Source organism: Halalkaliarchaeum sp. AArc-GB (assembly GCF_031432225.1).
Taxonomy (GTDB): domain Archaea; phylum Halobacteriota; class Halobacteria; order Halobacteriales; family Haloferacaceae; genus Halalkaliarchaeum.
In genome coordinates this window covers 152,611-167,226 of record NZ_JAVKGM010000002.1, presented here as the reverse complement: position 1 = coordinate 167,226, position 14,616 = coordinate 152,611, and the positions used below count along the sequence as shown (strand labels likewise).

General features: G+C 63.6%; 14 protein-coding genes. 7 read left to right on the top strand and 7 right to left on the bottom strand.

Annotated elements, in window-relative coordinates:
• Nucleotides 1-11 precede the first annotated feature (11 nt).
• The 4 genes from cofG to RH858_RS04350 form a co-directional block, all read right to left on the bottom strand.
• Nucleotides 12-1,100, bottom strand: a complete 1,089-nt coding sequence (cofG, locus tag RH858_RS04365) for a 7,8-didemethyl-8-hydroxy-5-deazariboflavin synthase subunit CofG (protein ID WP_259535150.1) — start codon at nucleotides 1,098-1,100, stop codon at nucleotides 12-14.
• Nucleotides 1,101-1,148: 48 nt separating this feature from the next.
• The gene (gene cofC / locus RH858_RS04360; RefSeq protein WP_310561211.1) at nucleotides 1,149-1,784 is read right to left on the bottom strand and encodes a 2-phospho-L-lactate guanylyltransferase; all 636 of its coding nucleotides are present in this window, start codon (nucleotides 1,782-1,784) and stop codon (nucleotides 1,149-1,151) included.
• Between the two features lie 26 nt (nucleotides 1,785-1,810).
• Complete coding sequence (locus RH858_RS04355) at nucleotides 1,811-2,989, bottom strand: tubulin/FtsZ family protein (protein WP_259535152.1); 1,179 nt, start codon at nucleotides 2,987-2,989, stop codon at nucleotides 1,811-1,813.
• A gap of 277 nt (nucleotides 2,990-3,266) precedes the next feature.
• Complete coding sequence (locus tag RH858_RS04350) at nucleotides 3,267-4,166, bottom strand: complex I NDUFA9 subunit family protein (protein WP_259535153.1); 900 nt, start codon at nucleotides 4,164-4,166, stop codon at nucleotides 3,267-3,269.
• 117 nt (nucleotides 4,167-4,283) lie between these two features.
• Between RH858_RS04350 and tmk the strand changes: the two genes are divergently transcribed.
• A complete protein-coding gene (tmk, locus tag RH858_RS04345; RefSeq protein ID WP_310561210.1) occupies nucleotides 4,284-4,874 on the top strand; it encodes a dTMP kinase in 591 nt (196 codons plus the stop codon).
• Nucleotides 4,875-4,923: 49 nt separating this feature from the next.
• On the opposite strand, the gene RH858_RS04340 is transcribed toward tmk, so the two are convergent.
• Nucleotides 4,924-5,388, bottom strand: a complete 465-nt coding sequence (locus RH858_RS04340) for a hypothetical protein (protein WP_259535155.1) — start codon at nucleotides 5,386-5,388, stop codon at nucleotides 4,924-4,926.
• 117 nt (nucleotides 5,389-5,505) lie between these two features.
• On the opposite strand from RH858_RS04340, the gene RH858_RS04335 reads away from it, so the two are divergent.
• On the top strand, nucleotides 5,506-6,195 hold the full coding sequence (locus RH858_RS04335) for a hypothetical protein (RefSeq protein WP_259535156.1): 690 nt from the start codon (nucleotides 5,506-5,508) through the stop codon (nucleotides 6,193-6,195).
• Here RH858_RS04335 and RH858_RS04330 read toward each other — a convergent pair.
• Nucleotides 6,192-7,058 (bottom strand): CPBP family intramembrane glutamic endopeptidase, encoded by an 867-nt coding sequence (locus RH858_RS04330; RefSeq protein WP_259535157.1) that lies wholly within the window; start codon nucleotides 7,056-7,058, stop codon nucleotides 6,192-6,194. The genes RH858_RS04335 and RH858_RS04330 overlap by 4 nt on opposite strands.
• Nucleotides 7,059-7,114: 56 nt before the next feature.
• Nucleotides 7,115-9,436, bottom strand: coding sequence for an ATP-dependent protease LonB (gene lonB / locus RH858_RS04325; protein ID WP_310561209.1), 2,322 nt, complete (start codon nucleotides 9,434-9,436; stop codon nucleotides 7,115-7,117).
• Nucleotides 9,437-9,604: 168 nt separating this feature from the next.
• Between lonB and RH858_RS04320 the strand changes: the two genes are divergently transcribed.
• The 5 genes from RH858_RS04320 to RH858_RS04300 all read left to right on the top strand — a co-directional run bounded on the left by RH858_RS04320 (nucleotide 9,605) and on the right by RH858_RS04300 (nucleotide 14,604).
• Nucleotides 9,605-10,186, top strand: a complete 582-nt coding sequence (locus tag RH858_RS04320; protein ID WP_259535159.1) for a nicotinamide-nucleotide adenylyltransferase — start codon at nucleotides 9,605-9,607, stop codon at nucleotides 10,184-10,186.
• Nucleotides 10,183-11,079 carry an SAM-dependent chlorinase/fluorinase gene (locus RH858_RS04315; RefSeq protein ID WP_259535160.1) on the top strand — a complete coding sequence of 299 codons (897 nt, stop codon included), beginning with the start codon at nucleotides 10,183-10,185 and terminating at the stop codon, nucleotides 11,077-11,079. The genes RH858_RS04320 and RH858_RS04315 overlap by 4 nt, the downstream gene beginning before the upstream one ends.
• A gap of 25 nt (nucleotides 11,080-11,104) precedes the next feature.
• Nucleotides 11,105-11,938, top strand: a complete 834-nt coding sequence (locus RH858_RS04310; RefSeq protein ID WP_310561208.1) for an MBL fold metallo-hydrolase — start codon at nucleotides 11,105-11,107, stop codon at nucleotides 11,936-11,938.
• 60 nt (nucleotides 11,939-11,998) lie between these two features.
• Nucleotides 11,999-12,445: a universal stress protein gene (locus RH858_RS04305; RefSeq protein WP_310561207.1), complete on the top strand. Its 447-nt coding sequence runs from the start codon at nucleotides 11,999-12,001 to the stop codon at nucleotides 12,443-12,445.
• Between the two features lie 80 nt (nucleotides 12,446-12,525).
• The gene (locus RH858_RS04300; protein WP_310561206.1) at nucleotides 12,526-14,604 is read left to right on the top strand and encodes a hypothetical protein; all 2,079 of its coding nucleotides are present in this window, start codon (nucleotides 12,526-12,528) and stop codon (nucleotides 14,602-14,604) included.
• Nucleotides 14,605-14,616 lie beyond the last annotated feature (12 nt).

Here is a 14,616-nt window from a genome sequence, read left to right as displayed (position 1 = left end):
ACGGTTCCTACTTAAAAGAAGGTGTTGACTTCCCGATCGTCCGCTGGGGCGAACTCGCCTGCATCGACCCGTCGGCGGATCCGTCTGCTCGACCAGCCGTCCCGGAGATATCTATCGTACACAGGGAGCCGCTCGACGAGCGGGACACCGGCGACATCGGCGATTTCGCGCAACTCCGACAGGGCGGGCCACTCGTACTCCGGATTGACGTAGTCGTCGGTCACGGGGGAGACGCCGCCGAGGTCGTCGACGCCGCAGTCGAGCAACGTGCGGGTCGGCGAGAGGTTCGGCGGCACCTGCACCGACACTGACGCCGGCAGCGCCGCACGCGCCATGGCGACGGTCCGACGCATGGTCTCTCCGTCGGGCCGTTCGAACTCCGATCGGTCGTTCGGGACGACGTTCTGGACGATCACCTCTTGAACGTGGCCGTACCGTTCGTGTAGCTCCCGAATCGCCAGTACCGACTCCGCCCGGTCCCGCGCTGTTTCCCCGATTCCAACGAGGATCCCCGTAGTGAACGGTACGCGTGCACGTCCTGCGTCCCGTATCGTTGCGAGCCGCTGTCCGGGTAGCTTTCGGCGGTTTCCCGCGTGGGCCTGCACGTCGGCGGTCGTCTCTAACATCACGCCCATCGACGCGTTCACCTCCCGGAGTCTGCAAAACGCCGACTCGTCCAGGTCGCCGGGGTTCGAGTGCGGTAACAGCCCTTCCTCTAGAGCAATTTCACACGCTCGATACAGATACTCGAGAACGTCGTCGTACCCCCATTCTGCCAACTGCTCGTGGATCCGCTCGTACCGCGCGTCGGGATCGTCGCCGAAGGTGAAAAGCGCCTCCGTACAACCGGCGTCGGCCCCTCGACGGCACTCTCTGCGGATCTCGTCCGGGCTCATGAGCGACGCCTCGCCCGGTGGATCGTAGAACGTACAGTACGTGCAGGTGTACCGGCATGCGGTTGTCAGCGGCAGGAAGACGTTCCGGGAGAACGTGAGTGCTTCGGCGCTCTCCACGTCGTCGGGCGTGACTTCGAGAAGTGCATCAACCTCCCGTCGGTCGACCGTCACGTCGACGCCGTACTCTTCGCTGCCGGGAAACACGCTGGCGTCTCCGGCGCGGACACACAAAAACCTCACTCCCGCAGGAGATCACTCCCGTCGGACGCCGACCCGTCCGTCGGTGGCGTCGAGTTCGAACCCGGCGCGTTCGAGCCACGCACGGGCGAGCCCATCCGACAGCGACAGTACCTCCACGAGATCCGCAGGCTCGTCGACGTCCGTCGACAGTCGGTGGGAATCGAACTCGCGGACGCTCGCCCCGATCCCCTGGGCGATCCGGAGGTGATCCAGATACGACGTGCCGTGGTAGTCGACGGAAAAGTCGGCGTCGCGCACGACGAGCGCGTTCGTCCCGCCGCCGCGCCCGGGTGCGATGGCGACGTCGCCGTCGACCTCGAGGAACCGGCGGAGTACGGTGGGGGTAACGAGCGGGAGGTCGCTCATCACCACGGCGATCGGGACCTCGTCCAACCTGGCGTTGACCGCATCCGTCAGCGGTCGATCCTCGACGATCGTCCGGGCGTCGGAAAGTACCGTCTGCAGTTTGTCGGTCGGATCCTCGGGCGGCGCCGTCGAGAGCACGACCGGCTCGTGTCCGGCTGCGAAAATCGCTTCGAGAACGTCACAAAGCATTGCGGAGGCGAACGCGGACCGCTCTGCAGAGGAAAGGACAGGGTCGAGTCTCGTCTTCGGTCGATCGGCTGCGAACGGAACGAGTACGTGCACGTTCCTCGAATCGGTGGCCGCGGAGGTTAGAACAGCGATTCCAGCTCGTCGGCGTCGTCGTTGATGAGACTCGAGAGGTTCTCCTCGCTTTCCTCCCGGATCTCGTCGAGGTTGTCCTGCGCCTCGATCGCCACCTGCTGGAGCTCCTTGATGCGCGGGACGTTCGTGACGCCCGACAGGAGGATGACGCTGGCGACGAAGTCGCTGCCGCGTACGGGGTAGTCACCACCCCGGACCTCCATGCTCCCGGTCTGCTCTTCGATCCACTTGCGTCCCCGTTCGATCCCTTTCCGGTTGAGGTACCGCGGCGGACCGGCCATCACGAGGAGAGCGCGCTCGGCCCCCTCGATCTCGCAGGGGAGAGTCAGGCGTCCGAGCGCCGCCTTCCGAACGAGACTCGTGATCCGGTTCGTCGTGTGCGCCGTATCGAGCTCGTCGTCGCTGTCGTCGCCCCGAAGCCGGGAGAGCAGTCCGCCCGACTCCCGCGGTTCGACGTCCTCGCTAGCGTAGCCGACCGTCGAGACTCCGCCGCCCGACAGCGTGTTGATGATCTCCGAGGAGTCGACGACGCTCTCGGCCACCTCCTGGCCTTCGGCCACTTCGCCGGCGCCAAAGAGGATGCCGAACCGGCGAACGATCTCCTCGTTGATCTGATTGTACCCCCCAGAGACCGACTCGCCGGTCTGGCGCCACGCGTCGTTGTCGAACACGAGGAGGTTGTCGACCTCGCGGACGAACGTCTGGAACGACCGTGCGGCGTTCAGCGTGTAGATCCCTCCCTCGTCGGAGCCCGGAAGGATCCCCAGTCCGTAGACGGGCTCCGTGTAGATCCGCTTGAGGTGCTTTGCGAGTACCGGAGCGCCGCCGGAACCGGTCCCCCCGCCGAGCCCGGCGACGATGAGGAACGCGTCCACCTCGTGGACGGGAATCGAGTCGATCGCTCCCTGGATCTCGTCGATGTCCTCCTCGGCGATCTCGGCGCCGAGTTCGTTGTCTGCGCCGACGCCGTGGCCCTTCACGCGGGCCTGTCCGATGAGCACCCGCTTGTCCTGTGGGACGTGTTTCAATCCCATCAGGTCCGCCTTCGCGGTGTTCACCGCGATCGCGGACCGAACGATCTCGGAGCCGTGTCTTTCGTCGTACTCGATGAACTTGTCGACGATCTTTCCCCCTGCCTGCCCGAAGCCGATCATTGCGAGCTTCATTCCTTATTCCCCGTCCTCATTGCTGGATTCAAACACGATTGCGGATATAACCCTTGTGATGGCTGTACCCGCCGTTTCGATCCGCCGTATTGCTGACCCCGTCGTCGTCCGTTATTGGTGATCATTCGTTGTCGTTATCTTTTCCGTTCGTCCGACGGTGCGCCTTCCTGACACGTTCCGATGTCGTGCCCGGACATATTAGCGTTCGTATCAAATTATCACCCGTGATATATCCTGTGAAAGTGTGACGATCCGACGATCTGGTGTCTCTTGCCAGTCAAACCCCCAGATACTCCCGAAACGTCAGTAATTCCTCCTGGTCGACGTCGAACGCACCGATGTCGTTTTCGGCGGTCGTGTTTTCGAATTTGAGCGAGCGATACTGGTCGGGCCCCATCGGGAACCCCGGTACGACGTCGAGAACGGTCAATCCGATTCCGGCAAGTCCCATCGGGAGCGAAACGATGGTGACGTTTTTCCCCTCCGACTCGTAGACGAGATCCGTGATCTCCCGGAGCGTGAGCGGTTCGGGTCCGCCGATCTCGTACGTCTGCTCGGCGTGTTCGTCCGACTCGACGGCGTCGGCGAGCATCGGCACGAGGTCGCCGACGTAGATCGGCTGGAATCGCGTCTTCCCGCCACCGGGAAGCGGATAGACTGGAACGCCGGGCGCGAACATCTTTTTGAGCCGTTTGGTAAAGGAGACGAACTCACCTCCCTCACCGAAGATCACCGAGGGACGGAAGATCACCCACGAGAGATCCGATTTCCGAACGGCGGTTTCCGCCCGGCCCTTCGCTCGAATGTAGGCGGTGTCTCCGTCGGGATCCGCGCCGAGTGCGCTCATCTGTACGAACCGGTCGACGCCTGCCTGTTCGGCAGCCGTGACCAGGTTCTCGGTACCGCGCCGGTGGACCAGGTCGTGCATCTCGTTTCCGCCCTTCGGAACCGACAGCGGTGACAGGGACACCAGATTCACTACGACGTCCTGGTCGGCGACGGCGGGCTCGAGCGAGTCGATCGCCGTGACGTCGCCGGCGACGGCCTCGACGCCGTCTGGGAGCCGCTCCTCGTCCGGCGTCCGAGCCAGAACGGTCACCTCGTGACCGCGATCGACGAGTTCCCGACAGAGGTGAGTTCCGACAAAACCGTTTCCGCCCGCCACGAGCACTCTCATATCGTCAGTTTACGGACTCTCGAGACCTAAAACTACCGCGGCGTCAGACGTGTGACAGACGGCCCACTGATCCGCCCAACCGACGGAGCCTTAAACGCTCCACCGGCACGTTCGGGTATGCTCGTCACCCTGGAGGGACTCGACGGAACAGGGAAAACCACCGTTTGGGAGGCGTTGCAACCTCGATACCCCGAGGCAGTCTTCACTCACGAACCGACCGACTCCTGGTACGGCGACGCGGTGAACCGATCGATAGCCGACGACGACGCCGACTCGCTTGCGGAGCTGTTCCTCTACACGGCCGATCACGCCGACCACCTCTCGAGAGTCGTCCGTCCGGCCCTTTCGGCGGGGACCCTGGTCATCTCTGACCGCTACTCCGATTCCCGATTCGCGTATCAGGGCGCGACGCTGGCTGCCGAGACTGATCTGGAACGGCCGATGGAGTACGTTCTCGGCGTTCATTCGGCGTTCTCCAGGAAACCCGACCTCACGCTCTACTTCGATCTCGATCCGAAAACCGCAGCCGAGCGGGCCGGCGCGACGAACAAGTTCGAACAGGTGGAGTATCTGACTGCGGTCCGGGAGAACTACGAGCGGCTGGTCAGTTCAGAGCCCGAACGGTTCGTCCGGATCGACGCCTCGAGATCCCCGGAAACCGTGATCGAGCGGTGTGAACGCGTTCTCGCCGAGCGGATCGACGGCTGATTGCAACTGGCCCGAAGGCCGGCTGACTACAGGCGACCGTCATCTGACGCTAGACGCCGGCGGCAAGCAGCCCGGCGGTGACGAGCAGGAGGATCGCGAACAGTGCTGCCGCCTGAAACAGTCGGCGCGCGTTCCGGGCGGGCTCTCTGAGTTTCCGCTGGCTCAGTCCCGACTGGACCCGGCGGGAACCGACCTCGACGAGGCCAGTAACGACGAGCCACAGGAAAAACATCGTGAGCACCGTGTGTCCGCTTGGTGTGGCGACGAGTGCACCGAACTCCGGCGGAATCCCCGTGTAGCGAGTCCCGACCAGGTGGGCGCCGGTGACGAGAAATATCACCGCGCTCACGCGGGTGAGCAACTGTAGCTTCGAGAGAAACTCCTCCAGGGGATCGACGTCGATTTCACCCCGGTACGCCGGCGGCATCACCACGCCGGCGACGAACAGAACGCTTCCGGTCCACACTCCCGCAAAAACGACGTGGAGAACCCACATCGCCGTGTCGACGACCATATCTCTCTGTCGGGTGGCCTCCCCTTTGATGTGTCGCTCCGTGGCCCGCTTGACACTGGGAGTCTGGTGCCTCCGGTCTCGGAAACTGTTTTCCTGCTGTAGCCCCAGATTCGGTCGATGGAACGCGACGCCGCCCTCGAATGGATCGAATCGATGCTCGACGTGCTCGACGACGAGGTGATGCCGGTTCCCGTCCGCGAGGTGTGGGTGTACGGCGACGTGGCAATCGGGCTGGATCCGATCGATCGCCTCGACGTGTATCTCACCAAGGACATTCTCATGCGGGGCGACGACGAAGCGGCCGCCGAATTCGAGGAATCACACGGGGTGAAAGGCGTCGGACGAACTGTCAGGGCCGAGTGGGCCCACGAGCATCCGGGGTACGTCGCGACGAACGACAACGGATACGTCGCACCGGAACGGTGCCTGGCGACACACCTTCTGGATGCGACAGTACGGACTACACTACAGTCGACGGACGAACAGACGACCGGGCGGCCCCCAGTTCACTTCGAGGTGTGTAACGCCAGTTTCGATGCGAACGTTACGCAGCGACTGAAGGGGGCGTTGCCCCGTGAGGCGTACGACGAACTACTCGACCCTCGGGGGGTCTGTCTGTGGGTCGATGGTCACCGCGACGAGGACGCGCTCGAACGCTTGCGCGAAGGATCCTTCGTGATGCCCACGCTGTCGGACGCGCTGGAGATGATCGGTGCGGACGGGGAAAGAGCCGACGTGGCGGCACGGACGATCCGCGAGCGCCGCCGAGAACAGTCGGGATCCAGCGTCCGTGGCGACGTCGTCTAGCTTGCATTCGGTCGTGCGTCCGGCCGGGGATCGCCGTCGAACGGCTCCCACCCGAGCGCCTCGTGGACCAGGAATTCGAGGACGTTGACCACGTAATGAGCTACGATCACGAGAAGCAGGCTCCCGGACGCGATGAACAGCGCCGCGAGGAGGAACCCGAGCACTCCAGTTACTACGATCCCCAGTTTCCCCTGGGCGCCGTGACCGAAGCCGAAGGCGACCGAGGAGACGACTGCGAGCAACCACGGGGAGACGTCGAACCCCGCTGCTGCCACGCCGATCAGTGCGCCGCGAAAGAGCACCTCCTCGAAGACGGCGATCAGCGGCAGCACGACGAAGAGTAACGCGAACCACCCCACGACAGTATCGGGTGCAAGGCGGCGACGGAGTTCTTCCGAGCCCGTAAACCCGTGTCGCTTGCCGATCGCTGCCGCCGCTTCGTTTCCGAGGTACAGGAGGACGCCGGCGACGAGGCCCAACCCCACGAGATCGACGCCCACTGTGGCTTCGTCAACGCCGAACGCCCACGCCGGAACTCCGAACAGCCAGGCGCCCAGACCGATCAGGAGCAGAAACGCACCCTGTGAGACGGCGACGTTGGCAAGCAGCGCGGTCGTCGTAAGCTCCGGCTCTGCGGTCGTCATCGTCGACTCCGCACTCGTCGTCGCCGACTCCGTGCTCGCCGGTACGTCACCGGGGGCGGCGGCCCGCCCGTCGTTTCCCGGCTGTCCGCTGTCGTCGGCGTCGGTCTGGCTTTCCGGTTGATCGGTCCGGGCGAGCATCGACTGGGAGGCACGAGCGAGAAGCAACACGAGCACAGTCGTCACGGCTGCAAACGCCGTGAACGTCGTCCAGTCCGGCATTCGTGTGTGGTGATGGAAAATCGGAGTCGGGCTTCGGTCGGCCCGCCGTGACTGTGCTATTGTGGGCTCGGACTCGATGGTCCGGACACGCTTGCCCCCTCGTTCAGCGCCGAGCCGGTGATGCTCTTGAGGCGGTCGACCAGCGAATCCTTCTCGGGTTCGCCCTCCAGGGCGACGTCGAGCACTTCGCTGATGTGCGAGACCGGGATGATTTCGATCATCTCCTCGTATTCGTCTTCGATCATCACGTCCTGCTCGTTCGCTTTGGGGATGATCACGCGTTCACAGCCGGACTTTGCGGCCGCCTCGATCTTGTGGGTGACCCCGCCGACGGGGAGCACGTCACCCCGGACGGACAGCGATCCGGTCATCGCGAGGCTCTGATCGACGCCGACGTCCTCCAGTGCGGAGATCACCGCCGTCGCGACCGTGATCGACGCCGAGTCGCCGTCGACACCCTGCTGGCCCGCCTGGATGAACTGGATGTGGATGTCTTTCTCCGAGATGTTGACGTCCGAGAACTTCTTGATGATGGCGGAGACGTTCGAGACGGACTCCTGGGCCATTTCCTTGAGTTTGCCGGTAGCGATCACTTCGCCGGGGCCCTGGGAAGGGGTGACTTCTGCCATGACTGGTAGCATGATCCCGGAGTCTTCTCCCATCACCGCGAGCCCGTTGACGCGACCGACGACGAACCCTTCAGAGACCTGCATCTCGTAATCCTTCCGACGCTCGATGTAGTCGTCGGCGAGCTGCTGTTCGATCGACCGGGAGCGGTCCTTCGCGGAGAGCACGTGCTGTCGGGTGGTCATCTCCGCGTCCTCGCCGCGGGCGATGTCGCCGGCGACGCGGACGAGCCCGCCCAGCGTCCGGAAGTGAAGCGTCAGGTGGTTCTTCCGCCCGGCACGCCGTTTCGCTTCCAGGATGAGCTCCCGAATCGCGTCGTCGGTGAACTCCGGGAGCCGGCCGTCCTTGGCGACCTCTTGGGCTACGAAGCGTGCGTACTTGCGCCGCATTTCTGGAGTGTCCTCGATGGTGTCCTCCATGTACACCTCGTAGCCGTATCCCTTGATCCGGTTCCGCAGCGCGGGGTGCATGTTCTCCATCGCGTCGAGGTTCCCCGCGGCGATCATGATGAAGTCCGTCGGGACCGGTTCCGTCTGGACCATCGCACCCGAGGAGCGTTCGGACTGGCCGGTGATGCCGAACTCGCCCTCCTGGATCGCGGTCATCAGGTGCTGCTGGCTGCGGATGTCCAGCGTGTTGATCTCGTCGACGAACAGCACGCCCTTGTTCGCCTTGTGGATGGCGCCGGCTTCGACACGGTCGTGACTCGGCGTCTCCATGCCGCCGGACTGGAACGGGTCGTGGCGGACGTCCCCCAGCAGTGCACCGGCGTGGGCGCCGGTGGCGTCGCGGAACGGCGCCGTTTTCGTGTCGGCGTTGTTCACCAGCAGGTTCGGCACCATCGCGTCGGAGCCTCGGGACGCGTACTTGAAGGCGATGTAGATGATACCTGCCGCGAGGATACCCAGCAGGATCTGTCCCGCGATGATGAGCGCGTACCCGAGCACCACGATGATGATGATCCACATCAAAAACGAGCGCATCTGGTTGCGCTTGCGGGCCTCCTCCTTGTGGGCCTGGACGATCTGTTCGCCCTTGCCCGCCGGCACCGTCCGAACTTTGGGCTTGTTGCCGTCGTCGGGATTGTGGTAGACGAGGACGTCCTGAAGCTCCTCTTTCGGGAGGAGTTCGGACATCGCCTTCGCCAGCATCGACTTCCCGGTTCCCGGGGAGCCGATCATCATCACGTGGCGCCGCTGTTTGGCAGCCTTGATGATTACGTCACGGGCGTGTTCCTGGCCGATAACCTGATCGACCAGCCGTTCGGGGATGTTGATCTCCTCGGTCGAGTCGATCTTCAGCCCACCGAGTAGGTCCTCGGGGTCGGGATCCTCTTCGATCTCTGCGTCGATCTCGACGTCGCTACCGAGGTCGTCGATCGACGGTGCTTGCTCCTCCCCGTCGGCCGACTGCTCGTCGGCCCCTTCCTCGAACGTCTCTCCCGGTGATTCGCCGTTTCCGGCGAGCGTTTCTTCGATCGCCGATCCGGGGGTTTGCCACGGATCGTCGTCGTCCTGTTTGTTCCCGTCGATCGGATCGACTGAATCGCCGACTTCCTCGGAATCACCGACTTCCTCGGAATCACTGACTTCCTCGGAATCACCGACTTCCTCGGAGCCGTCGGACTCCTCGACGTCTTCCGATTTCTCGGGGATTGTCCGTTCCTCGCGGTCGGACGACGCGTCCTCGGCGGGCTCTTCCCCGTCGGAACGTCGCCGATCGCGGGAACCGTTGTTGTCGTCGTTACTCATAGAACCGATTGGTTACCCGAAAAGTAGTCCTCGCGATTGATATACTTTCTCCCCCTGGGCGATCCGTGTGCACCGAGTTAATCACCAGATAGAGGGCGTATACCTCCGTTATTCTGCGTTTCGATCGGACCCGCGGACTTTATAAATGTACTCGAGAAAGAACGGTGTATGCGGGGGTTCTACATCGGCCGCTTCCAGCCGTACCACAACGGCCATCAGTACATGGTCGAGGAAATCGCCGAGGAGGTCGACGAGCTCGTCCTCGGAATCGGGTCGGCGGGTGACTCTCACACCGAGAAGAACCCCTTTACTGCGGGGGAACGCGTCATGATGCTCACGAAGGCAGTGCAGCCGTACGACCTCACCGCGTACGTAGTTCCGATCGAGGACCTCGATCGCAACTCCGTCTGGGTGAGCCACGTCCAGTCGATGTCGCCGGCGTTCGAGGTGGCCTACTCGAACAATCCCCTGGTCATTCAGCTGTTCGAGGAAGCGGGCGTCGAAGTACGGCAGTCGCCGATGTTCAATCGGGACGTCCTGGAGGGTTCAGAACTCCGACAGCGGATGATACACGGCGAGCCCTGGAAACATCTCGTTCCCGAACCTGTCGTCGAGGTGATCGACGAGGTCGATGGCGTCGAGCGACTCCAGCGGGTCAGCGAGACGGACTCGACCGACGACGAGTACGGCGTCGACGATCCCGATATCGGATCGTTCGACGAATCGGAGACGGAAACCGACGCGAAATGATCACGCTCAGTTCGGACTTCGGATCGCCGTATCCTGCCGCGATGAAGGGGGTACTTCTCCGACGCACGGACGCCCGAATCGTCGATGTGGCCCACGACCTTCCCAGACAGGACGTCCGCGCGGCCGGTTTCTGGCTTCGGTTCGTTCTCCCGGAGTTTCCACCTGGAGTTCACTGTGCGGTGGTCGATCCTGGTGTCGGGACCGACCGGGATGCGATCGTCATCCGAGCCGGCGACCACGCGCTCGTGGGTCCGGACAACGGGTCGCTCGTTCCGGCTGCCCGAGCGTTCGTTGACGAAGGCTCGCCCGGTCGCGGGTCCAGTGGAGACGAGTCGGGAGGCGACTCGGGGGGCGATCGCTTCGAGGTGTTCGTCTATCGTCCCGACGATCCCGCCTCGTCGACGTTTCACGGCCGGGACGTCTTCGCGCCGCTTGCCGCGGACGTCCACGAAGCGGGGATATCGTCGATCGAGGATATCGACGGGGTGGAACCGACCGGGTCGTTCGTCGATCTCCGATTTCCCGAACCGGTGCCGATCGACGACCCAGAAGCGGTAGGCAGGGACGTTGACACTGTCGACGGGATCGCGGGGGAAGTACTCGTGGTCGACGGGTTCGGTAACGCCATCACAAACGTTCCTGGTGCTGTCGCGGAAGGCCACGACCGGGCCGCAGTGAACGGGACATGGCTGCCGGTCGTGGACACGTTCGCAGACGTCGATCCGGGAGATCGCCTCCTCACGGTCGGAAGTCACGGCTATCTCGAGTGTGACGTCCGGGAAGGCCGAGGGGACGAAGCGTTCGATCTCGAACCGGGAGATCGAGTCGTGTTCGGGTTTCCCACGGCGGCCGATGGCTCCGGAGACGTTTCGGAGAGACTCCGCAACGGTTAGGGGCCGAGCAGCCGGACTGGAGCGTATGAGCGAGTCAGACTGGGGAACGTGGCTGCCGGACGCGATCGCAGACGCCGAACCGGAAACCGTCGCCGTGTGGTATCTGGGCTGCAACGGCTTCGTTTTCAAGGGATGTGCGGGAACGACGGTGTGGATCGACCCGTACGTCGGCCTCGGTGATCCACCACGGACGGTTCGGATGATCCCCGTGCCGTTCGACCCGGAGGACGTCGAGGAAGCCGATGCGGTTCTCGCGACTCACGAACATACCGACCACGTTCACGGGCCTTCACAGGCACCGATCCTGGCAAACACTGGGGCGACGTATTACGCCCCCGACGACTCGCTGTCCGTCGCCCGCGACGAGGAATCCTGGACGGAGCACTGGGACGCCGAGGAGAGTCAGTTCGCGGAAGTCTCAGAGGGCGACACCGTCGAGATCGGGGAGTTCGAGATCGACGTCGTCGAGGTGTTCGATCCGGACGCGACTCACCCCGTGGGCTACGTCATCGAACACGATGCCGGAACCGTCTTCCACGGCGGGGACACCAAACCGTCGGAGGATTTCTCGCAACTCGGGCAGGAGTACGACATCGATCTCGGAATCCTGGCGTTCGGGAGCGTCGGGAGGATACCGGACAAAGAGACCCGCGAGCCAGTTCGGACGAAGTGGTACAGCGACGAAAACGAGATCGTCGAGGCGGCGAGCGATCTCCAGATCGATCGGCTGGTCCCGTCCCACTGGGACATGTGGAAGGGACTCACTGCGGACCCGACTGTCCTCCACGATCACGCCCGGAGCTTCGAGTACCCCCGCCGACTGGAGATCGTCGAGATCGGGGATCGGATCGATCTCTGAGTGTTAAGTCACTCGATAACCCGTCCGTGAGTTTATGTCATCTCCCAGCGAACTTCGCGTATGCGCCACGCGCTTGCGGTCGTCTCGTCGACGGAGGGATCGAAGGAGCTGGTTCGAGAGGCGGGAACGCTCGCGGCAGGTGTCGACGCACGGCTCACGCTGTTGCACGTCACGACGGAGGAGAAGTACAACGACACGTATCGGGAGCTACAGTCGATCTCCAGCTACGGTGGGGAGTACGGGGTTTATCAGGCGGAACAGGGTGCGGCGAACTACGCGGAGGACATCGCACGGGAAGTGCTTTCGGACGTCGACATCGAGTACGACGCCGTCGGTGCGCTGGGCGATCCCGTAGAGAGGGTGCTCGATCACGCCGAAAGCGAGGGGTGTGATCACGTCTTCGTCAGCGGTCGGACGCGTTCCCCCGCCGGCAAGGCGCTGTTCGGCGACGACACTCAGCAGATCATTCTCGAGTTCGACGGCCCGGTTACGGTTTATACGACCTGACTGTCCACGGCCACCTTCCCAGTATCAACCGCGACAATCGGCCCATACCATTTACAAGCCCGTCTGCTGAACGGCTATCCATGAGTCCCAGCGACGGCGCCATAACCGCTTCGAACGGCGAGTTGAAGGTGAGAAAGACCTTCAGCACTGACGAATTCCCGGTGCCGGCTGTTTCGTTTCTGGTCCATTCGACCCACGAAGCGCCGGTCACCGTCCGCCTCGTGGATCAAATCCCGGAATCGTTCCCGATGGACCGGATCGGGTTCCATCCCGATTACGGCAGCGAAAACTGGACCGCCTACCGCGACAACAGAGTGGAGTTCCGAACCACCCTGGAGCCTGGAGAAAGCGTCACGACGGTGTACGGTGTGCGGACCGACGACCCGTCGGACCTGGAGGCGTTCCGAACCGAGCCGCAGGTCGAGGAGGTGACGGAAGACGACCCGGAGCCGGAATCGATCGAGGACGTCCTCGGCTCGGACAACAGTCAGGCGATCCGGGAAGTGCTTGCGGGGGAACGATCGACGCTACCCGGGCTCGACGAGGAGGACGACGACGAAACGGACGACGAGGAGCCTGATCCGCTGGCGGAACCCGTAGAGGAGGATCCGCTTGCCGAGCCAGCGGAAGCTGATCCTCTGGCTGACCCCGAAGAATCCGAACCGGTGGACGAGAGTGACGATTCCTCGGAGGAGCCGATCGTCCTCGGCGAACCGGACGAACCTGCTGAAGCCGAGGAGTCTACGGGCGCCGAAGACGACGAGGACGTCGAGGAAGAGCCCCTCGAACTGGAAGATCCCGTCTCGGACGAGGGGCCGGAGGAGGAAGCAGAACTGGAGTTGGACGAGGGGCCGGAAGAGGAAGCAGAACTGGAGTTGGACGAGGGGCCGGAAGAGGAAGCAGAACTGGAGTTGGACGAGGGGCCGGAAGAGGAAGCAGAACTGGAGTTGGACGAGGAGGGCGCGAGTCCGGAGCCGAACGCTGTCCCGGAAGACACGACTGCGGCAATCACACCACGCGAGGACGACGAAGCTCTCGCGGAGGAGCCCGCTGTCGACGAGCAAGAAGAGCGCAGAGCGGAACAGGTCCCTCCGGAGGGGATCGCCGCTGCGTTGGCACGGGAGATCCGAGAAGACGAGGTTTCCGACGAGGACCTCGAACTGCTCCGGGAAGAACTCGACGTCGGCGTTCCGAACAGCGTCGACGTGCGGTTGAGCCGCCTCCAGTCGCGAGTGGCCGATCTCGACGCCTACACGGACGCACTCGAGGAGTTCATCGACGAGAACGGGACCGCAGACGAACTACTCGCGGAACTCCAGTCGGAGGTCGAGGGCGTTACCGACAGCCTCTCCGAGATCGAATCGGACGTCCGACGGCTCGAAGGAGACGTCGAAGTGGGCGCACGGGAGCGCCACGAACTCCGGGAGAACACTTCGGAGCTCGAAACCGAAACCCAAGAGATCGCCGATTGGACCGGCGAGCTCGCGGAACGGACCGACGCCGTGGAGGCGAAGGCCGCCGACCTCGACGACATCACGGCGGATCTCGACGACACCACCGTCGAACTCGCGGATCGGGTCGTCGACGTAGAGGGGGAGACCGACGACCTGGCCGGCCGGGTCGAGGACGTGGACCGGCGGAGTACCTCGAACGAGGAGCGCACTGACGCGCTCGAAGAGTCCACGGAAACGATGGGATCGTCGATCGAATCCGTCGAGGAAACGGTCGACGAACTCGACTCGCGGGTCGGTGAGCTGTCCACGACGGTTGGGGAGCTCGAAACCACCGTCGAGGAAGTCGAGAGCGAACTCACAGCGGTCGGGAGCGACGCCGAGGAGGCGAACGAGTCGGTCGAAACGCTCTCGGCGGACGTGGCGTCGCTTCGGGAACACGTCGACGACCTGTTTACGTTCAGGCGGGATGTCGACGAGAGTCTCGAATCGATCGAAGCACAGGTCGGCGAGCTCGAAGCACTCGACGAACGCGTCGATTCGGTTCGTGCGGATCTCGAGCAACTCGACGCACAGATCGGCGACGCGGACGACGAGATCGCAGACAGCGTCGAGTCGCTCCAGGAGGACGTCGCGGAGATCCACGACCGTCTCGAGACGTTCGACGAGTTCCGGAAGCGCCTCGGCAGCGCGTTCGGCGACATGTAAGCTGCGGTGGGG